Source organism: Ruegeria sp. AB6, assembly GCF_056542685.1.
In genome coordinates this window covers 260,973-279,561 of record NZ_JBQGAD010000005.1, presented here as the reverse complement: position 1 = coordinate 279,561, position 18,589 = coordinate 260,973, and the positions used below count along the sequence as shown (strand labels likewise).

18 protein-coding genes, 1 pseudogene and 1 riboswitch are annotated in these 18,589 nt (G+C 58.6%); of the genes and pseudogenes, 16 read left to right on the top strand and 3 right to left on the bottom strand.

All coding sequences use genetic code 11. The annotated features are described in order from the left end of the window. The first annotated feature begins 98 nt into the window (after nt 1-98). The 5 genes and pseudogenes from ACR0DB_RS12950 to ACR0DB_RS12930 all read left to right on the top strand — a co-directional run bounded on the left by ACR0DB_RS12950 (nt 99) and on the right by ACR0DB_RS12930 (nt 5,102). On the top strand, nt 99-1,130 hold the full coding sequence (locus ACR0DB_RS12950) for a LacI family DNA-binding transcriptional regulator (RefSeq protein ID WP_480551376.1): 1,032 nt from the start codon (nt 99-101) through the stop codon (nt 1,128-1,130). A gap of 2 nt (nt 1,131-1,132) precedes the next feature. Then, a pseudogene (locus ACR0DB_RS12945) lies at nt 1,133-2,434 on the top strand (GH1 family beta-glucosidase); the annotation flags it as partial. Nucleotides 2,435-2,476: 42 nt separating this feature from the next. Beyond that, nucleotides 2,477-3,466 (top strand): glucokinase, encoded by a 990-nt coding sequence (locus tag ACR0DB_RS12940; RefSeq protein ID WP_480551470.1) that lies wholly within the window; start codon nt 2,477-2,479, stop codon nt 3,464-3,466. Nucleotides 3,467-3,492: 26 nt separating this feature from the next. Beyond that, nucleotides 3,493-4,419 (top strand): carbohydrate kinase family protein, encoded by a 927-nt coding sequence (locus ACR0DB_RS12935; RefSeq protein WP_480551374.1) that lies wholly within the window; start codon nt 3,493-3,495, stop codon nt 4,417-4,419. A gap of 17 nt (nt 4,420-4,436) precedes the next feature. Next, nucleotides 4,437-5,102 (top strand): D-lyxose/D-mannose family sugar isomerase, encoded by a 666-nt coding sequence (locus ACR0DB_RS12930; protein WP_480551372.1) that lies wholly within the window; start codon nt 4,437-4,439, stop codon nt 5,100-5,102. Nucleotides 5,103-5,107: 5 nt separating this feature from the next. On the opposite strand, the gene ACR0DB_RS12925 is transcribed toward ACR0DB_RS12930, so the two are convergent. Continuing rightward, nucleotides 5,108-6,121 (bottom strand): LacI family DNA-binding transcriptional regulator, encoded by a 1,014-nt coding sequence (locus tag ACR0DB_RS12925; protein ID WP_480551370.1) that lies wholly within the window; start codon nt 6,119-6,121, stop codon nt 5,108-5,110. Between the two features lie 219 nt (nt 6,122-6,340). On the opposite strand from ACR0DB_RS12925, the gene ACR0DB_RS12920 reads away from it, so the two are divergent. The 7 genes from ACR0DB_RS12920 (at nt 6,341) to ACR0DB_RS12890 (ending at nt 12,372) form a co-directional block, all read left to right on the top strand. Then, entirely contained in the window at nt 6,341-7,645 is a 1,305-nt protein-coding gene (locus ACR0DB_RS12920; RefSeq protein ID WP_170773473.1) for an extracellular solute-binding protein, read from the top strand. Between the two features lie 72 nt (nt 7,646-7,717). Further along, complete coding sequence (locus ACR0DB_RS12915) at nt 7,718-8,599, top strand: ABC transporter permease subunit (RefSeq protein WP_170773471.1); 882 nt, start codon at nt 7,718-7,720, stop codon at nt 8,597-8,599. Nucleotides 8,600-8,610: 11 nt separating this feature from the next. Beyond that, nucleotides 8,611-9,504 carry an ABC transporter permease subunit gene (locus tag ACR0DB_RS12910; RefSeq protein WP_480551368.1) on the top strand — a complete coding sequence of 298 codons (894 nt, stop codon included), beginning with the start codon at nt 8,611-8,613 and terminating at the stop codon, nt 9,502-9,504. 11 nt (nt 9,505-9,515) lie between these two features. Continuing rightward, the gene (locus ACR0DB_RS12905; RefSeq protein ID WP_170773458.1) at nt 9,516-10,562 is read left to right on the top strand and encodes an ABC transporter ATP-binding protein; all 1,047 of its coding nucleotides are present in this window, start codon (nt 9,516-9,518) and stop codon (nt 10,560-10,562) included. After that, nucleotides 10,559-11,557, top strand: a complete 999-nt coding sequence (locus tag ACR0DB_RS12900; RefSeq protein ID WP_480551366.1) for an endonuclease/exonuclease/phosphatase family protein — start codon at nt 10,559-10,561, stop codon at nt 11,555-11,557. Before ACR0DB_RS12905 ends, ACR0DB_RS12900 begins: the two co-directional genes overlap by 4 nt. 92 nt (nt 11,558-11,649) lie before the next feature. Continuing rightward, a complete protein-coding gene (locus ACR0DB_RS12895; protein ID WP_480551364.1) occupies nt 11,650-11,892 on the top strand; it encodes a hypothetical protein in 243 nt (80 codons plus the stop codon). A 9-nt stretch (nt 11,893-11,901) separates the two neighbouring features. Then, nucleotides 11,902-12,372, top strand: coding sequence for a phage holin family protein (locus ACR0DB_RS12890; RefSeq protein ID WP_170785889.1), 471 nt, complete (start codon nt 11,902-11,904; stop codon nt 12,370-12,372). Between the two features lies 1 nt (nt 12,373). Here the strand turns inward: ACR0DB_RS12890 and ACR0DB_RS12885 are convergent, their stop codons facing one another. Then, the gene (locus ACR0DB_RS12885) at nt 12,374-13,546 is read right to left on the bottom strand and encodes an acetate/propionate family kinase (protein ID WP_480551362.1); all 1,173 of its coding nucleotides are present in this window, start codon (nt 13,544-13,546) and stop codon (nt 12,374-12,376) included. Continuing rightward, entirely contained in the window at nt 13,539-14,933 is a 1,395-nt protein-coding gene (locus ACR0DB_RS12880) for a bifunctional enoyl-CoA hydratase/phosphate acetyltransferase (RefSeq protein WP_480551360.1), read from the bottom strand. The genes ACR0DB_RS12885 and ACR0DB_RS12880 overlap by 8 nt, the downstream gene beginning before the upstream one ends. 237 nt (nt 14,934-15,170) lie before the next feature. Beyond that, nucleotides 15,171-15,370, top strand: a riboswitch (cobalamin riboswitch). Between the two features lie 102 nt (nt 15,371-15,472). On the opposite strand from ACR0DB_RS12880, the gene ACR0DB_RS12875 reads away from it, so the two are divergent. The 4 genes from ACR0DB_RS12875 to ACR0DB_RS12860 are packed head-to-tail and all read left to right on the top strand — an operon-like array spanning nt 15,473 to nt 18,579. Next, the gene (locus ACR0DB_RS12875; RefSeq protein WP_170773446.1) at nt 15,473-15,817 is read left to right on the top strand and encodes a DUF1636 family protein; all 345 of its coding nucleotides are present in this window, start codon (nt 15,473-15,475) and stop codon (nt 15,815-15,817) included. Further along, entirely contained in the window at nt 15,814-16,620 is an 807-nt protein-coding gene (locus ACR0DB_RS12870; protein WP_480551357.1) for an ABC transporter ATP-binding protein, read from the top strand. The genes ACR0DB_RS12875 and ACR0DB_RS12870 overlap by 4 nt, the downstream gene beginning before the upstream one ends. Beyond that, the gene (locus tag ACR0DB_RS12865) at nt 16,617-17,564 is read left to right on the top strand and encodes an ABC transporter substrate-binding protein (RefSeq protein WP_480551355.1); all 948 of its coding nucleotides are present in this window, start codon (nt 16,617-16,619) and stop codon (nt 17,562-17,564) included. Before ACR0DB_RS12870 ends, ACR0DB_RS12865 begins: the two co-directional genes overlap by 4 nt. 1 nt (nt 17,565) lies before the next feature. Continuing rightward, complete coding sequence (locus ACR0DB_RS12860) at nt 17,566-18,579, top strand: FecCD family ABC transporter permease (RefSeq protein WP_480551353.1); 1,014 nt, start codon at nt 17,566-17,568, stop codon at nt 18,577-18,579. The last annotated feature ends 10 nt before the right edge of the window (nt 18,580-18,589 follow it).

Here is an 18,589-nt window from a genome sequence, read left to right as displayed (position 1 = left end):
AAATTAATAAAACACACGGTGAGTAGAAACAGGTTGACCCAATAGGAAAACCCACTCACAACAGTTTTGCCACCAATTTGAAGGCGCTTTGAAGCGAAATGAACCTAAAGCAGCTCTCAGAAATCCTCGGTCTTTCGCAAACAACGGTCAGTCGCGCGCTGAACGGATACCCCGAGGTGAACGAGGCCACGCGAGAGCGGGTTCAGGCTGCGGCGACCAAACACGGCTATCGCCCGAACAGCCGCGCTAAGGGACTGGCCACGGGGCGTTCTATGGTGATCGGGCACGTGATCCCCAGTTCCTCGCAACATGAAATGGTCAACCCGATCTTCGGGGATTTTGTCGCCGGGGCCGCTCGAACCTATGGCGCGCATGGCTATGACATGATGTTCACCAATGCCGACGATACCTCGATCGAACGCACCTATCGGGACCTCTTCCAACGCGGCGCAGTCGATGGGGTCGTTCTGCAAGGCCCCAAGGTCAACGAACACCGGATCGAGGTTTTGACCCGCATGGCGGTTCCGTTCATCGTACATGGCCGCTCGACCGGAATCGAGGTGCCGTATGACTGGGTCGATGTGAACAACAAAAGCTCATTCCTGAGGGCAACCCGGTTTCTGATTGATCTGGGGCACAAACGTATCGCGCTGATCAATGGGTTAGAGGATATGGACTTCGCCCAACGTCGCCGCGAAGGATATCTGCAGGCTCTGCAAGAAGCCAATCTTACGCCCGAACGCGCCCTGATGCGCAGCGCCGAGATGACCGAGGTTTACGGCCATCACGAAGCCCGCGACATGCTGCAGCTGGACAACCCCCCTACGGCCATATTGGTCTCGTCAATGATATCTGCCATCGGGGTGCGACGCGCTTTGAATGAGGCTGGGCTGAAAATGGGGCGCGATGTATCGGTTATCGCCCATGATGACGACCTGTCCTATCTCAAGAATGGACAAGACGTGCCGATCTTTACAGCAACGCGATCCTCGGTCCGGCAGGCTGGGGAAATCGCCGCCGAAATGTTGATCGACCGGATCAAATCACCGGACGACCCGGTTAAAACTAGATTGCTGGAGGCCGAACTGGTAGTTGGCGGCTCGACCGGCCCCGCTCCTGACAGGTTCTGAACATGAAATATACCCGCGCTGATTTCCCCAAAGATTTCCTCTTTGGTGTCGCAACCTCTGCCTATCAGATCGAAGGCCACGCGCAGGGTGGCGCAGGTCAGACCCATTGGGACACCTTTGCCCGCACGCCCGGCAATGTGGTGCGGGGCGAAAACGGAGATCTCGCTTGCGATCACCTCAACCGTTTCGATCAGGACTTTGATCTGGTGCGCGATGCCGGGTTTGATTGCTATCGCTTTTCAACCAGCTGGGCCCGGGTTCTGCCCGAAGGACGAGGGGCCGTGAACCAAGCCGGGTTGGACTATTACGACCGACTGGCCGATGCGCTGCTGGAACGCGGCATTCGCCCCTGTGCGACGCTTTACCATTGGGAACTGCCCTCGCCGCTGGCGGATTTGGGCGGGTGGCGCAACCGGGATATTGCCGGATGGTTCGCCGATTTCACCGAGATCATTATGGGCCGCATCGGCGACAGGATGTTCAGTGTTGCCCCCATCAACGAACCCTGGTGCGTCAGTTGGTTGAGCCATTTCGACGGCCACCACGCCCCCGGCCTGCGCGATATCCGCGCGACGGCTCGCGCGATGCATCATGTTCTGCTGGCGCATGGCCGCGCGATCGAGGCGATGCGTGGTCTGGGCATGTCCAACTTGGGAGCGGTGTTCAATCTGGAATGGGCCGAACCCGCCGATGACAGCGCCGAGGCGCGCAAAGCCGCTGACTTGTATGACGGTATCTACAACCGGTTCTTTCTGGGCGGTGTGTTCAACAAAGCCTATCCGCAAAATGTTCTGGACGGGTTGGAACCTTATCTGCCCGCTGGCTGGCAGGATGATTTCGACACGATCGGCGCGCCCGTGGACTGGTGCGGGCTGAACTACTACACCCGCAAACTGATCGCGCCCGCCGACACCGCCTGGCCCGGCCTGCAAGAGGTCCCTGGCCCCCTGCCCAAAACGCAAATGGGGTGGGAGATTGAGCCTTCCGCCCTGACACGTTTCCTGACCCGGGCCGCTCGTGAATATACCGGCGATCTGCCGATCTATGTGACCGAAAATGGCATGGCCAGCTCTGAGCGCCAGCAAGATGAGGACCGGATCGACTACCTCAACCAGCATTGGGCCGCTGTGAAAGACGCGTTGGATCAGGATGTGCCCGTCAAAGGCTATTTTATCTGGTCGCTGCTGGACAACTACGAATGGGCCCTTGGCTACGAGAAGCGCTTTGGTCTGGTTGATGTGGATTTCGATACGATGGGGCGGACACCCAAGGCGTCCTTTGAGGCGGTGAAAACTGCCCTCGCCGGTGCACAAGTCTCTGTCCCCCTGGCACAACCCGCCGGAGCCATGCATGAACACTGGAATCTGGTGGCTGATATCGGCGGGACCAACACCCGTTTGGGGGTTATCTCAAACGGGAGACTAACCGATCTGCGCAAATATCCGACGGGTCAACTGCCGCAACTGCTCGAGGCGTTTCACAGCCTGCGCGACGAGATTGGCACCGACCCCCGCGCGGTTGTCGCCGCCGGGGCGGGCCCGGTGCGAGATGGTACGATCCGACTGACCAACGCGCAGCTTGATTTGTCCGAGGACGACATCGGTCGTGCGACCGGCGCGCAGCATACCTTCGTGATCAATGACTTCACCGCAGCGGCGTGGTCTGTGGCCGAAATCGGTGCCGGTGACGTCGAAGTGTTGCAGGGTGCGGAAACCCCACCGGTCGGCACCCGCTTGGTCGTTGGGCCGGGCACCGGGCTTGGGGTTGGGTCGTTGCTTTATTCCGAGGGGCACTATCATACTGCATCCGGCGAAGGCGGCCATGTAGGCCTGTCCCCGCGCCACGCTGACGAGGTTGAAATATTTCGCGCCGCCCGCGAGGTCGCGACCGAGTGTTTCTTTGACGACTCGCTGACCCTTGAGGCCGAGATGTTCCTGAGCGGCACCGGTCTGCCCATCCTCTACCAAGCCATCCAACTCGCAGCCGGTCAAACCAACGCGGAAACCCGTCCCGCAAAGGATATCCTGCAAGACGCGCTGGCCCAAACCGACCCTCATGCGGTACGCGCGGCCCATATGTTCACCACTCATCTGGGGGCTGTCATGGGCGATATGGCTGTGACCATGATGCCAGCGGGCGGTGTTTTTCTGGTGGGCGGCGTGGCCGAAAAGAACCGTTGGCTGTTCAAGGACACCTTCCGCGACGCTTTCAACGCCGGGGGTCGGTTCAGTGAGCTACGCCGGTCGATGAACCTCTATGTCTCGGAACAGGATGAATTTGGCATTGTTGGCGCTAACAATTTCTGCAAAAGTGCCCTCGCGCGTCGGATGGCCTGACGCGGCCAAACTGGAAAGGTCCCGGCATGATCCTGTGCTGCGGTGAAGCGCTGATCGACATGATCCCCACCCCAACCACCGACGGGGCACAGGGCTTTGTCCCCCATTCAGGCGGAGCGATCTTCAACACCGCCATAGCGCTTGGTCGTCTGGGCGCGTCGGTTGGGATGCTGACTGGCTTGTCCAGCGACATGTTTGGGGCACAACTGTCCGGCGCGCTGACAGACAGCCATGTGGATCAGTCTCATGTCATCCGCTCTGACCGTCCCTCGACACTGGCCTTTGTGCAGTTGAAGGACGGACAGGCCAGCTACAGCTTTCTAGATGAAAACTCGGCCGGACGGATGCTGCGGCCCGAGGATATGCCCGCGCAGTTGCCCGGCACCACAGCGCTCTATTTCGGCGGCATCAGCCTGGCCTGCGAACCTTGTGCGGATGCGTATGCGGCCTTATTAGACCAACATGCCGACGCGTGCGCTGTGATGCTCGACCCCAATATCCGCCCTGGCTTTATCGCGGATGAGACCCGGTACCGCACCCGCCTGAACCGCATGATCGAACAGGCCGACATCTTAAAAGTATCTGACGAAGACCTGAATTGGATCGTCCCCGGACCTGAATCCCTGGCCGAGAAAGTCCCTGCCTTGCTGGAAGCCGGACCGTCTGTTGTCATTGTCACCAAGGGCAGCGAGGGCGCCTCTGCATATCTACACGACGGGTCCGAAACCTCGGTGCCGGTCAAACAGGTGCAGGTGGTCGACACAGTCGGAGCGGGCGACACGTTCAATGCGGGCGTTCTGGCCCAGCTTGACGCGGACGGCTTGTTGACCAAATCCGGTCTACGCTCGGTGGACGTCAGTGCCATCCGATCCGCTCTAAGCAAAGGGGCCGAGGTTGCCGCCGTCACCGTATCCCGCGCCGGGGCGAATCCGCCCTGGGCACACGAACTCTGACCACGAAGGCCAAACCGATGAAACGTTCCGAAATCAACGAGATCAAATCCGCAGCCGAGGCGTTCATTCATTCCTTTGGCGCGGTTCTGCCTCCTTTCGCAACATGGTCGCCTGAACAGATGCGCAGCGCTCGGGCCGAGGGCATTCGCGCGCGGGGATTGGGCTGGGATATCACCGATTACGGTCAGGGCCGATTTGATGAGCTTGGATTGTTCTTGTTTACACTGCGCAACGGCGATGTCACTGACCTGAGCAATGGGCGCGGTATGCTTTATGCGGAAAAACTGCTGGTCTCGCGGGACAAACAACTCTCACCCATGCACCGCCATATCGTGAAGGCCGAAGACATCATCAACCGGGGCGGCGGTGATCTGGTGATGGAGATCTATGCCTCGGACACGGATGGCGGCATCGACCGCGACAACCCGGTCATTGTGCCAAGCGACAACTGCCCGGTCACAATCCAACCCGGTGAACTGTTGCGCCTGAAGCCCGGTGAAAGCGTGACATTGATGCCGGGTATCTGGCATGCCTTTTGGGCGGAGAAAGGCGATTGCCTGATAGGCGAAGTCTCAACCGTCAACGATGACCGAACCGACAATGTGTTCGAGGACCCAATTCCGCGCTTTGCCACGATCGAGGAAGATGCCGCGCCCGATTTCTTGCTGGTGGCCGATTACTGAAAATCTCAATGCGTGCCGCGGGGCACGAAGTGAGGTTTAATCAGAATTGTTTCGCTGGCTTTCAAAGGGTTCTTCAGCCGTTTCTCCAAAAGTTGGATGACGTGCTCGACAGCTTCGTCGATCGGATTGCAAACCGTTGACAGATCGAATGTTGGCCAGCCAGCCATCTCGATATCATCGAACCCCACAACTGACAGGGTTTCTGGAACTGATATTCCCAAGTCTCGGGCCGCTGTCAAAGCCCCAATCGCGGTTGCATCATTGGCACAAATCAATGCATCCAGCGAATGCGTGGTCAGCAGGCGGGTGGCCGCCCTGTGGCCAGCGTCGACAGTGAAGTCGCCGTCGGTTTCGGCAACAAGCGAAAGCCCAGCCTCAGCCAAACTGTCCAGTACCCCAGCCCGGCGACCGCTAGAAGAGGAGAAAGCCTCGGGGCCACCGATATAGCCAAATTTCTTTCTTCCCTTTTCGATCAGAACCCGAGTGGCAATCCGGGTGCCCTCGGCGTTTCGACAACAAACATTGTCAACACCCTGGGCCTCGACGACGCGCCCAGCGGAAATCATTGGAACCCCGATCTTGCTGCATTGCGTGACGACTTCGGCCTGCATACTTCCACCACGCAGGATCAACGCGTCCAACGGGTAGCGCAAGACTTGCTGAATTGCCTTTTCCGCAGACTGATCGCCGCCGTCGATCAGGATCGGCCATTTGTTCAGCGCGTTCAATTGCCCAACCAAAGCCATTACGAACTCGGTATCATAAGCACTGCGCATATTTCCGACAAAAACAGCGACAAGATGCGAGCGGCCATCTTTCAGCCCTGCCGCCAGCGCATTGGGCTGATACCCCATCTGCGCCGCGACCTCATGTATTTTTTTCCGCTTATCCGCATCCAGATAGGCGCCAGGTGTGAACGCGCGTGACACAGACGACCGCGATACACCTGCCGCTTCGGCCACAATCTGGGCAGTCACCCGCCGGGGTCGCGGGGTGTTATATTCATTGTCACTGCTCACGCACTAGCTGTCCTCTGTTTCTGAATAATTTGTCAATAATGCAAAAAATCTTTCACCGAACTGTCACATGCAAAGCGTATGTGACCACGTGTGCACAAGATGTGCATCACGAATGGGATTCGCCCTATCTGTGCAGATTTTTGACGCTGCCTGGGGCTTCGGCCCCGCAACCTGGTGCGCTGACCAAAACCTTGGTCCGCGGCCAAACCGGAGAGAGACATGACCAAGCTGACCTTCAGCGCTACCGCCGCCGCGCTCGCCTTTACTGCGACCGCAACTTTTGCCGAAACCGAGATCACATGGTGGCACGCAATGGGCGGCCAACTGGGTGAAACCGTCAACAAGATTGCCGAAGATTTCAACGCCTCGCAGGACGATTACAAGATCACTCCGGTCTACAAGGGCAGCTATGAGGAAACACTGACCGCAGGTATCGCCGCCTTCCGTGCGGGCGAGCAGCCCAACGTCATGCAGGTCTTCGACGCCGGTGCCGCCACCGTGATCGGAGCCAAGGGAGCAACTATCCCCGTTCAGGATCTGCTGGCCGATAATGGCGTGAATTTCGACATCAACGACTACATCGCCGGTGTGCGGTATTTCTATGCCGACAGCGACGGCAAGATGATCGGCATGCCCTTCAACTCGTCTACGCCAATCCTGTATTTCAACGTGGACGCGCTGGAAGCTGCAGGTGTCACTCCGCCGAAAACCTGGGAAGAGTTCCAGACAACCACTGCTCCTGCGCTGAAAGACGCGGGCTACATCGCGCTCAGCCAGTCGCACCTGCCCTGGATTTTCACCGAAAACTTCATGTCGCGCCACAACCTGCCGTTTGCCACCAACAACAATGGCTATGACGGCATCGACACGCAGATCCTGGTGAACAATGACGCCATCAAGGCCCACTTCACCGCCGTGACCGATTGGAAAGACGAAGGTCTGTTCGAATGGTATGGTACCGGCTGGGGCGACAACGCCAAGCCGTTCGAAGAAGGCAAAGTCGCCATGTGGCTGGGTTCGTCGGGCTCTTTTGGTGGCCTCCTGCAAAAAGACCTGCCGTTCGAATTCAGTGCGACCGAGCTGCCCTATTGGGAAGCCGTGACCGCCGAGCCTACCCAAACCTTCATCGGTGGCGCCGCTTTGTTCGCAATGTCCGGCAAATCGGACGACGAGAACAAGGCCACGGCTGAGTTCTTCCGCTTCCTGACCGCGCCTGAAACCCAGTACTTCTGGCACCAGGAAACCGGATACGTACCGATCACCGAAGCCGCATATGAGGTTGCCAAGAAAGACGGCCATTATGACCGCTTCCCGGCCGCCGAAGTTGGTGTGAACCAGTTGCAGGCTAAGGCGGGCGACAACACCAAGGGCTACCGCATGGGCTTTTACGTCCAGATCCGCGACATCATGAACCGCGAATATGGACGTATCCTGACTGGTGAAACCGACGTCGAGACCGCCTTCAAGACAATCGAAAAAGAAGCCAACGAACTGCTGGCACGCTTTGGTAAGACCCAGGGTTAATCCCCGTTATCACCCCCTGGATGGTCGTGCCTCCGGGTGCGACCATCGCTCATTATTCGCACGGAACCATTCATGAAACGCGCGGGCTTTGACACGATCTGGCTTCCTGTGGCGCTGCTGATGCCGCAACTGCTGATCATTGCCATCTTCTTCTACTGGCCTGCGGGCTGGGCTTTGCAATCCTCGTTCTACTTGCAGGACCCGTTTGGGTTCGGCTCGACCTTTGTAGGGGGGGAAAACTATACCTCGCTGCTGGGCAATGATCAGTACAAGCGCGTGGCAGGGTTCACGATCCTTTATTCGGTGCTTGTGACGTTCTTTTCGCTCGCCATCGCGCTGCTGCTAGCGGTCAAGGCGGACAAGGTAATCCGAGGGGCAAAGACCTATCGCACGCTGCTGATGTGGGTCTATGCCATCGCACCACCTGTGGCCGGGTTTCTGGGCATCCTATTCTTTGATCAAAGCACTGGGCCGCTGACCAAGTTTTTCCAAATGTTCGGCTGGGATTTCAAACTGGGCGTGGACTATAACGCCACGGCCACCGCTATGGTCATCGTGGCCGTGTGGAAGCAGATCCCGGTCAATTTCATCTTTTTCCTCTCGGGCCTGCAATCCATTCCGCGATCCGTGCGCGAGGCGGCGATGATCGACAACCGCTCGGCCACCGGACGGTTCTGGCAGGTGACTTTCCCGCTGCTGGCCCCCACCGCGTTCTTCCTGCTAATCATCAACATCACCTACGCGCTGTTCGACACCTTTGGCGTGATCGACGCGCTGATGAAGGGTGAGCCGGGCAACAACCCGATGACGCTGGTCTACAAGGTCTATCTGGACGGGTTCCGGGGCAATGACCTTGGCGGCTCATCCGCGCAATCGGTGATCCTGATGGTGCTGGTGCTGATCCTGACCGTGTTTCAGTTCCGCCTGGTGGAACGCCGGATTCACTATACGTAAGGGCTTTGGACATGGCTGAGACAACACTCGAAACTCCCGTTGAAACCCATCGTCCCCGCCGCATCAAATGGGGCGCGATCGGCGATCACACCGTCCTGATCCTAGGCGCTTTGCTGATGATGATACCACCGCTGCTGGCGCTGACCACGGCCAGCCATGACGCTGTGACGATCCACCGCGAGGGGTTGCAGCTGACGCTGGGCGACAAACTGGGCAAGAACTTCCATGCCGCCATGTTCGAAAAGGGTGGGTTCACCCAGACGGTGGATGGCACGCTGATGCTGATGAATTCCTTCATCCTTGGCATCGGCTTTGCGGTGGGCAAGATTATCATCTCGATGATGGCGGCCTATGCCATCGTCTATTTTCGCCTGCGCTTTGCCACGCTGGCCTTCTGGGTGATCTTCACCACCCTGTTGCTGCCGCTGGAGGTGCGCATCCTGCCCTCATACGAGGCGATCCAGAAACTGGGCCTGACAAACACCTATACCGGTCTGATCGTACCGCTGATCGCATCCGCAACCGGCACGTTCTTTTTCCGTCAGTTCTTCATGTCCGTCCCTGAGGAGCTGGCCGAGGCCGCCAGGATTGACGGCGCAGGCCCATGGAAGTTCTTTGTCGATATCCTTGTACCGCTTAGCCGGACGATGATCGCTGCGATCTTCATCATCATGTTTGTCTTTGGCTGGAACCAATATCTGTGGCCGACACTGATCACGACGGATGAGAGCTTTTTCACCCTGGTCCGGGGCATCAAACAGATCGTGCTGTCCTACACAGATAGTCAGATCCCAGAACACGGGCAGGCATTGGCGCTGGCCATTGTCGCGATGATCCCACCCGTGGCGATCGTCGTCTTTTTCCAAAACTGGTTCGTTAAGGGCCTTACAGAATCCGACAAATAAGGAATACGCGCATGGCTCAGGTTTCATTAGAGGGCATCCGCAAGGTCTATCCCAACGGCTTTCAGGCGGTTCAGACCACCAGCTTCACCATTCAGGACGGCGAGTTTGTCGTGCTGGTCGGCCCCTCGGGCTGTGGCAAATCCACCCTGCTGCGGATGATCGCGGGGTTGGAGGAGATCACCGAAGGTACACTGAAGATCGGCGACCGGGTGGTCAATGACGTGGATCCGGCGGACCGGGACATCGCGATGGTGTTCCAGAACTATGCGCTCTACCCGCATATGACCGTCCGAAAAAATATCGGCTATGGCCTCAAGAATCGCGGCAACCCGGCCTCCGAGATCGCGGCCAAGGTCGAAGACGCCGCCAAGATGCTGAACCTGACCGAATATCTGGACCGCAAACCAGCGCAGCTGTCGGGTGGTCAACGTCAGCGCGTCGCCATGGGCCGCGCCGTAGTGCGTGATCCGGCGCTGTTCTTGTTTGATGAACCGTTGTCGAACCTCGACGCCAAGCTGCGCAACCAGATGCGGATCGAGATTAAGGCCCTGCAACGCCGCCTTGGCACCACAGCCGTCTACGTGACCCATGATCAGGTCGAGGCGATGACGATGGCCGACCGGATCATCGTCCTGAATGCTGGCCGGATCGAACAGATCGGCACGCCGTCGGAAATCTACCACAACCCAGCCTCGACCTTTGTGGCCTCATTCATGGGGGCACCGCCGATGAACCTGATCCGAGCTCAGGTCGAGCAAGGAGAAGTGCGCATCAATGGCTATGACGGTCTGATGCCAGCACCTGCTTCGCAAAACGGGCCGGTGACTTTGGGCATTCGCCCCGAGGATGTGGTACTGGACGATCACGGCAACATCCCGTTCCGTGTAGACATTCTGGAAGAGCTCGGCGCCCATCGCCTGTTGCATGGCGTGGTGGGGGAACAACCTTTTTCGGTGATGATCGGCAAGGATGATGCAGCCTCCACCGGGACTGCGACATTGAATTTGAAGCCCGAGGCCCTGCGGCTGTTTGATCCTGAAACGGGGCGCAAACTGTGACGGGGCAAACGTTTGAGACATTGCCCGCCGTGACGCTGGAACAGCGTAACGCGATCTTGGCTGCGCCGCGCACGGCTGAAGCGCATCGCGATTTGCTGTCCAGCCTGCCTGCCATGAATGCCGTGCAAGTTGGAGGCCGTGCTACGTCCAGTCATTTGCAAAGCGATTTCACAGTGGCTGCCTGGAATGTGGAACGGTGTCTTTTCCCCGAAGAATCCGCCGCACAACTTGGCAAGGTCAGCCCCGATATCGTCTTGTTGTCCGAGGCCGATCACGGCATGGCCCGCACTGCACAGCGGCATACCACTGAAGTGATGGCCGACGCGCTTGGCATGACCTACGCCTTCGGTGTCGAGTTTCACGAACTTGATCTCGGCGGCGCGACCGAGCGGGGCTTTTGCACAGATGACTTCAACAGTCTTGGCTGGCATGGGAACGCAATCCTGTCCTCGGTGCCGTTTGAACGCACGGCGATGATACGGCTGGACGATCACGGCCATTGGTTTGCCTCGGACACTGGCGCGACGGACCCGGATCAACCGCGGGTCGGCGGTCGCAATGCCATCGCCGCCATTATCCCGGCCACGCAGGGTTCGCTTTGCGTTGTGTCCACTCATCTGGAAAGCAACGCAGATGCAGCGCACCGCCATCAACAGTTCCAACGGTTGTTAGATGAAATCGACGCGTTTGCGCCCGGACTGCCCGTTCTGATCGGTGGGGACCTGAACACCGGCAACCATCTGCCCCCCGATTTTGACTGGCGACGTGAAACCTTGTTTGGGTTGGCCGAACGCGAAGGCTACTCATGGTCTTTCACCGCAGAAGGTCCTACAACCCGACCCAGCCTGATCACTCCGCATCCTGAGCGGGTCATGAAACTGGATTGGCTGGCCGGACGGGGTCTGAAGTGTCTAGACAAAGGCATTCTGACTTCAATCTCGGATGAAGGTACGCCGCTTTCGGATCATGATTGCGTCTGGTGTTGCACAGGCTAAGCACTGGCCCGCTCAACTATCTGGATAAGTCCCTTTTACCGAAACAGAAAAACCGTCTAACATGCGGTTCATCGCGGTAGAGGGACGCAACCATGGTAACAAAAGCAGAATTGGAAGCAGAGGTCGCCGAACTGCGCCGCCAGTTGGCCGAACACGCCAACCCCGAGCCACCCAAGACCCCGGAACCAGCCGATGCATTCGTCGACAACCTCGGCCATTGGACTGCCCAAATTGATGAAGTTCTGACAGAATTCGAGGATTTGCCGCATAAAAAGCCCATCCTATTCGCCCTTGGCGTCTTTGCGCTTGGGTACATGATCGGTCGATCCCGGTAGGAGCCTGACATGAGCCGCATTTCCCGAAATATCTCGATCATTTTGCGCGCTGAACGGCTGATTGCACAGCGTCAAGTCGCAGTTGCCGCAAAGCGCACAGGCATCTATGCCGCAGCAGGTCTTGCCGTGGGTCTTGCCGCCGTGATGCTGAACGTGGCCGGGTTTTTCTGGCTGTCAGAGACTCTGTCAACGACCTCGGCCGCGCTGATTGTGGCCGGGATTGATCTGGTAGTGGCCGTTCTGCTTGCGGTAGTTGCGAATTCCATGACGGCACAGACAGACACGTCGGATGCCGTCGAACTGCGCGACATGGCTTTGCAAGATATTGAAACCGAAATCCGAGAAAACTTCGCGGATGCGCGCAACGCCGTAACCGGCATTAGGCGCGATCCGCTTGGCACGCTGACTCCTGAAATTGTCAGTGCACTTCTTGGGGTCCTGCTGAAATACGCCAAGACCCGTAAAAAGCCGCAGGACTAGGTCACTCCATTAGGTTCGCAGCCGCGCGGGCGATCACCATTTCCTCATTCGTCGGAATCGACAGAATCCGCACGCGGCTGAAATCAGTTGAAAGAACCGTGCCGCCATCGGCATTCCGGGCGTGATCCATCTCGATCCCGATCCAGCGCATGCCGTCACACACCATCTGCCGGATTGCGGCCGAGTTCTCGCCAACACCACCCGTAAAGACCAGCGCGTCGATCCCTTCCAGTGCGGCTGACAATGCGCCCAATTCGCGGCGTATGCGGAAGACGTAATAGTCAATGGCCTTACGCGCCTCGGACGTGTCAGCGGACAGAAGGGTGCGCATGTCCGACGATATCCCCGACAGACCCAGCAGACCGGATTTGCGATACAGAATCTCGGCAATCTCATCCGCCGACAGGCCTTCCTGCTGCATCATGTAAAGCACAACACCAGGGTCAAGCTGCCCGCTGCGCGTTCCCATTGGCAACCCGTCTAGCGCCGAGAACCCCATGGTCGAGGCCACCGCCCGACCACCCGAAACCGCACACATCGAGGCCCCGTTACCCAGATGCGCAATAACCACGCGCCCGTTGTACAAGCCCGGCGCGATCTCTTTCAGCTTTTGCGTTATGTAGTCGTAGCTGAGCCCGTGAAACCCGTACCGTCGTACGCCTTTGTTATAGTAGCTCTGCGGCAGGGCGAAGGTGTCGTTGACCCAAGGGTGCGTCCGATGGAACGCCGTGTCAAAGCAGGCGATCTGCGCTGTATCCGGGAAGGCCGCGCTGGCTGCGCGTATCCCTGCAAGACTATAGGGCTGATGCAGCGGCGCGAAAGGTATGAACCCAGACAACGTCTCGACAACCGAGGCGTCAATGCGCACCGGCTCGGAATAAACAGTACCCCCGTGGACGATGCGGTGCCCGATGGCACGTACATGGATGTCCGGCAGGTATTCCCGCGCCATTTCCAGAAAGGCGTGGATCGCCTCGTCATGGCTTTTGGTGTTGGTCAAAGGACGGTCGATCGAGCGTCCTCCAGCGGATTGGGCCAGCAAACGTGGTGCGTCGCCCAAACGTTCGATCTGGCCACGCCAGCGCATACTGGGGCGATTGCCCTCAACCAGCTCATAAAGCGCGAATTTCAGGGAAGAAGACCCGGCGTTCAGCGCCACAACATGATCAGCCATGGATTTTACCCTTGTTTGCATGCGCATGAAGCGCGGCTACAGCACAGGATGCCAATCGCGAGGCATCATCATCGGATCGTGATGTCAAAATGATCGGAACGGCCGCACCGATCACGACCCCTGCCGCCTCGGCATGAGAGATGAAGGTCAACTGTTTTGCCACCATATTCCCGGCCTCAATATTAGGCGCGACCAGAATATCGGCAGCACCAGCAACCTCTGACGTGATCCCTTTGGTACGGGCGGCGTTCAGATCAACCGCATTGTCCATCGCCAGCGGCCCATCGACCAACCCGCCGGTGATCTGACCGCGCTCCGCCATTTTCGACAGCAAGGCCGCATCGACCGATGACGGCATATGCGGGTTGATCGTCTCAACCGCCGACAACACGCCGACCTTGGGCTGTTCGATTCCCAAAGAATGTGCCAGGTGAATCGCGTTTTGCACGATATCCGCCTTGGTTTCCAAATCAGGCGCAATATTCACCGCCGCATCCGTCACCATGATCGGGCGCGACATGCCCGGAACATCCATTACGAACACATGTGACAGTCGCCGCCCAGTGCGCAGCCCTTTTTCACGACGCAAAACCGCGTGCAGCAACTCATCCGTATGCAGATACCCCTTCATCAGGGTCTGCGCGCGTCCTTCGACTACAAGATCCACGGCACGGTGCGCGGCGATGCCGTGGCTGCGGGCCTCGACAATTTCGATGCCCGACAAGTCGGCCACCAGCTCTGCGGCAGCAGCGGCGATTTTATCGGGGTCCCCGACGAGGATCGGCGAAATAATATGATTGGCATGCCCCAGCAACGCGCCGCTCAGAGAGTTGGGCTCTTCTGGCGCAACAACGGCGGTTGGCATCGGCTCTAGTGGGCGCGCTTTTGCCAACAGCGCGTCGAAATGGCGGTGCCGCTGCACGATCAGGCCAGGGACCTCGACCGAGTCGAACTCCATATGCGTCGAAGGCGGTGTGACCTGAACGGTGCCGCTGAGAACCAGTGCATTGTCAACGACCCGTCGCACTTCGGCTGAGCAGAGCAGATCACCATCGTCGCGCTTTTCCTCAACAGCGACAAAGGCAGTCAGTTCTTCACCAGCAAGCACCGGGAGGTGGAAGGCCAAATCCGCGCGCCGAGTCTGCGTTCCGGCGCCGGGCATGTAGTTTCCCAGCACGGCTGCGACCAGACCGGCGGGCCACAGCGCGGGTGCGACGGCTTCGGCAAGGCCGTCGCCATCCCCGTCATAGGCTGCCAGATGCAGCGGATTGTGATCGCCCGAGGCCGAGGCAAAAGCATAAAGGTCGTCAACCGTGCACAAGCGGGTTAGTTGTGCCGTGTCGCCAACCTTGAGCTGCTCGAAGGTTTTGTTTTCCTGGATTTTCATAGCGTGCCAACTTTGGTTTTTCGGACGTCTTACCGACTTGGGTCGCGGGTTTAATTGATGCAGGTCAGTTCGGGGTCACAATAGTACGTCCAGCACCCTTGAGCCCACAAAACGGTGCCTCGGCTTTCAGATTTTGCTGCGTCGCAGCATAACTGATTGCCCACTGAGCAGCAATATCCTTTGCGCTGTCTTCACCGGAACGTTGCGGAATCCGTATTGACCCATGCTCTGATCTGAGGCAGTGACGCTACGATGGTTCCCGATGCTGCACGCGCGGGATGAAAAGGGAATACGGTAAGGTGCAGACCAAATCCGTAACTGCCCCCGCAACTGTAGGCGGTGAGCGACGCCAATTTCCCACTGGCCGGATCAGGTCGGGAAGGGTGGCCAAGCACAGACCCGCGAGTCAGGAGACCTGCCATCTCAAACGCAACCAAACCGGGGCGGGGTGTCCTGGAAAGAGGCTCAATGTCACATCGACCCGATGTCTTCAGAACCGTTCCTTTACCTGCCCGTCCGGCATGCAGGTGGGGCGGAGCATGACGGATCATGTGGTGCTGATCTGCACGACCTGCCAAGGGGCTGAGGCGGCGCAATCGATTGCCGAGGCCCTGCGAGAGCGCCTGCCCGAGGGCTACGGCACACGGATGATTGAGTGTATGGCCGGTTGCGATCACCCACTGACCGTTGGATTTCAGGCGGGTGCGAAGGCACAATATCTGTTTGGCGAAATTCAAACCTCGGCCGATATCGACGCTTTGGCCGCTTTCGCGCGGCAATACCAAAACAGTTCCACAGGTTGGACCAAGGCAACGGATCGCCCCGAGGCGCTGTTGCACAAGACCTTGTCGCGGATGCCGCCCTTGGCGACGGGGGCCACATGACCGAACATGCGTTCCTTCAGGTCAACGGCGTCGGTTATCACGCCTATCACGGCGAAGTTCTGCTTCAGGACATCACCTTTGCGCTTCACGAAGGCGCGGTTCTGGCCATCGCTGGGCCCAATGGCGCGGGCAAGACAACGCTGATGAACCTTCTATGCGGGTCCGAGCATCCTTCGGACGGCAATGTATTGTTCAAGGGGCGAAATTTGCGCAGCATGTCGGCGACCGAGCGTGCGCGGATGATCGCTGTTGTCAGCCAGCAGGAATATCCCGACGGGCGGCTCTCCTTGCGCGAGTATGTAGCGCTGGGACAGATCCCGATCCGGGCCGACCGCTCGGCCGAGGCCCATGCCGCCGATCTTGGGCGAATTTTGGACCTGACCAGCCTGAACGATCTGGCCGACAAACGCATGGCGGTTCTGTCGGGCGGGGAACGGCAGCGCGCCCATATCGCGCGGGCATTGGCGCAAAACCCGGCACTGCTGTTTCTGGACGAGCCCACCAACCATCTGGACCCGGACGCCAAGGGGCGGATGTTGTCACTGGTGGCCGGGCTGGGGATCACAGTGGTGATGATCGTCCACGATCTGGTCATGATTCCGGAATTTGCGACGCATGTCGCGCTGATGAAATCCACCCGTCTTACCGGGTTCGGACCTGTGGCCGACGTGCTGACCACCGACCGCGTGCGTGACACGTTCGGCGTAGATTACCTGTTTTTCCAGCACGAGGGCCGCTTGATCCCAGCGCTGGACATCCGAAAAACCTCAGTTTCCAATCCTGTTAGGAGCATTACCGAATGAAACACATCTTGTCCGTGGCGCTGGTTACAGCCATGGCGGGCGGTGCCGCCGCGCATGAAGTTACCGTCGACAATTGCGGCGAACCGCTGGTGTTTGAAACCCAGCCCGAGCGTCTGGTCGTGCATGACATGAACATGACCGACATGGCCTTTGCACTGGGTCTACAAGACAAGATCGTCGGCCTGACCGGGATTACCGGCTGGTACAAAACCAGTCCCGAGTTCGACTCGCTGCGCGGCGATATCCCGGAACTGGCCCCGAAATATCCGACGGTCGAGAACCTGGTGGCCGTTGAACCCGACCTGTTCTTTGCCGGTTGGTACTACGGAATGCGGCCCGGCGGTGATGTGACACCGGAAACGCTGGCGCCCTTCGGGATCAAGACTATGATCCTGTCGGAAAGCTGCGTTCACCTGCATAAGGACCGCCCAAAGGCCAGCATGGACCTGCTGTTTGACGATGTCGTGCGTCTGGGCAAGGTCATGCATGTTGAAGACAAGGCCGAAGCGTTGGTTTCAGGCTGGAAAGACGAGCTGGCCGCGATTGAGGCGAAAACCGCCGATCTGCCAAAACCGCGCGTATTCCTACTGGACGGGCCCGCTGATGCGCCCTTCACCGCCGGAAAATACGCCATCCCTGATGCGATGATTGCCGCTGCGGGCGGTCAGAACGTGACCCATGACATGGATACAAGCTGGGGCCGTAGCTCTTGGGAGGCCGTCGCCGCCGCGAACCCCGAGTTCCTGGTGCTGTTGGACTATCAAACCGGAAATGGCGCGGCGGATACGTTCAAATTCCTGCAAGAGCACCCGGTGATGTCGCAAACCGATGCGGTCAAAAACGAGCGCTGGATCGGTCTGCGGTACGAAGAACTAACGCCGGGACCCGCGAACATTCAGGCGATCTCGAAAATGGCACAGGCCATGCACAAGGGCCTGAACTAATTTGGGCCGTCTGGGGCTGACACTTTTGGTGGGGGCGGTCATTCTGGCCGCCCTTCTTCTGGTTTCAACAATCTACGGAACCACATCCATCCCTCTGTCCGATACATTCAAGGCCATATTGCTGGGCACAGGCCTTGTGGATGGAGACGTGTCGCCCCTGCACCGTATCGTCTTTGACCTGCGCCTGCCCCGCGCGCTGTTTGCGGCCGTGATCGGCGCTGGTTTGGGGATTGTTGGCGTTGTCTTGCAGACAACCACGCGGAACGATCTGGCCGACCCGTTTCTGTTCGGGCTGTCTTCGGGCACTGCAGCGGGTGCTGTGTTCGTCATCACCGTAACCGGGGACATTCTGGGGTTCTGGACCTTGCCGCTGGCGGCGTTTTGCGGAGGGCTGGTGGCCTCTGGCATCGTGCTGGCTTTGGTACACGGATTGCGGACGAGCGCGCCTGAGAAATTGATCCTAGCCGGGCTTGCGGTGTCCTTCCTGTTCTCAGCCCTAACCAATTACCTGATTTTCGCAGGCGATAACCGTGCTGCCCATTCCGTCATCTTCTGGATGCTTGGCGGTTTGGGTCTGGCGCGATGGGAAACCTTCCCGCTGGTCTGCGCCGGGCTGGCGCTTATTCTGGCCTATGCCCTCTATCGTAGCCGCTGGCTGGATGCGCTGCTGACCGGAGATGTCACGGCAACAACACTGGGCGTTCCGGTTCAGTCGCTACGGTTCAAAATGTTCTTTGTTGCAGCGCTCGCGACCGCCGTTTTTGTGTCGGTCGCCGGAGTGATCGGCTTTGTTGGCCTGATGGTTCCACATATTGCGCGCGGCATCGCTGGTCCTTTGCACAATCACCTTGTCCCGACGGCAGCCGTGGTTGGCGCGGTACTGCTGACCGGGTCCGATATCCTCAGCCGCCTGATGCTTGCCCCGCAAGAACTGCCGGTCGGAATTGTGACGACCTCACTGGGGTCGATTTTCGTTTTCATTCTGCTGCTCAGAACGGCGAAGCCCAAAAGATAAATTGGCTTGT

Excerpts from the sequence above, each read along its gene's own strand:
- ACR0DB_RS12910 (WP_480551368.1), top strand. The coding sequence starts at position 8,611 with ATGGCTGAGACAACACTCGAAACTCCCGTTGAAACCCATCGTCCCCGC.
- ACR0DB_RS12950 (WP_480551376.1), top strand. The coding sequence starts at position 99 with ATGAACCTAAAGCAGCTCTCAGAAATCCTCGGTCTTTCGCAAACAACG.
- ACR0DB_RS12885 (WP_480551362.1), bottom strand. The coding sequence starts at position 13,546 with ATGGCTGATCATGTTGTGGCGCTGAACGCCGGGTCTTCTTCCCTGAAA.
- ACR0DB_RS12915 (WP_170773471.1), top strand. The coding sequence starts at position 7,718 with ATGAAACGCGCGGGCTTTGACACGATCTGGCTTCCTGTGGCGCTGCTG.
- ACR0DB_RS12930 (WP_480551372.1), top strand. The coding sequence starts at position 4,437 with ATGAAACGTTCCGAAATCAACGAGATCAAATCCGCAGCCGAGGCGTTC.
- ACR0DB_RS12895 (WP_480551364.1), top strand. The coding sequence starts at position 11,650 with ATGGTAACAAAAGCAGAATTGGAAGCAGAGGTCGCCGAACTGCGCCGC.
- ACR0DB_RS12865 (WP_480551355.1), top strand. The coding sequence starts at position 16,617 with ATGAAACACATCTTGTCCGTGGCGCTGGTTACAGCCATGGCGGGCGGT.
- ACR0DB_RS12880 (WP_480551360.1), bottom strand. The coding sequence starts at position 14,933 with ATGAAAATCCAGGAAAACAAAACCTTCGAGCAGCTCAAGGTTGGCGAC.
- ACR0DB_RS12875 (WP_170773446.1), top strand. The coding sequence starts at position 15,473 with ATGACGGATCATGTGGTGCTGATCTGCACGACCTGCCAAGGGGCTGAG.
- ACR0DB_RS12870 (WP_480551357.1), top strand. The coding sequence starts at position 15,814 with ATGACCGAACATGCGTTCCTTCAGGTCAACGGCGTCGGTTATCACGCC.
- ACR0DB_RS12905 (WP_170773458.1), top strand. The coding sequence starts at position 9,516 with ATGGCTCAGGTTTCATTAGAGGGCATCCGCAAGGTCTATCCCAACGGC.
- ACR0DB_RS12940 (WP_480551470.1), top strand. The coding sequence starts at position 2,477 with ATGCATGAACACTGGAATCTGGTGGCTGATATCGGCGGGACCAACACC.
- ACR0DB_RS12920 (WP_170773473.1), top strand. The coding sequence starts at position 6,341 with ATGACCAAGCTGACCTTCAGCGCTACCGCCGCCGCGCTCGCCTTTACT.
- ACR0DB_RS12935 (WP_480551374.1), top strand. The coding sequence starts at position 3,493 with ATGATCCTGTGCTGCGGTGAAGCGCTGATCGACATGATCCCCACCCCA.
- ACR0DB_RS12890 (WP_170785889.1), top strand. The coding sequence starts at position 11,902 with ATGAGCCGCATTTCCCGAAATATCTCGATCATTTTGCGCGCTGAACGG.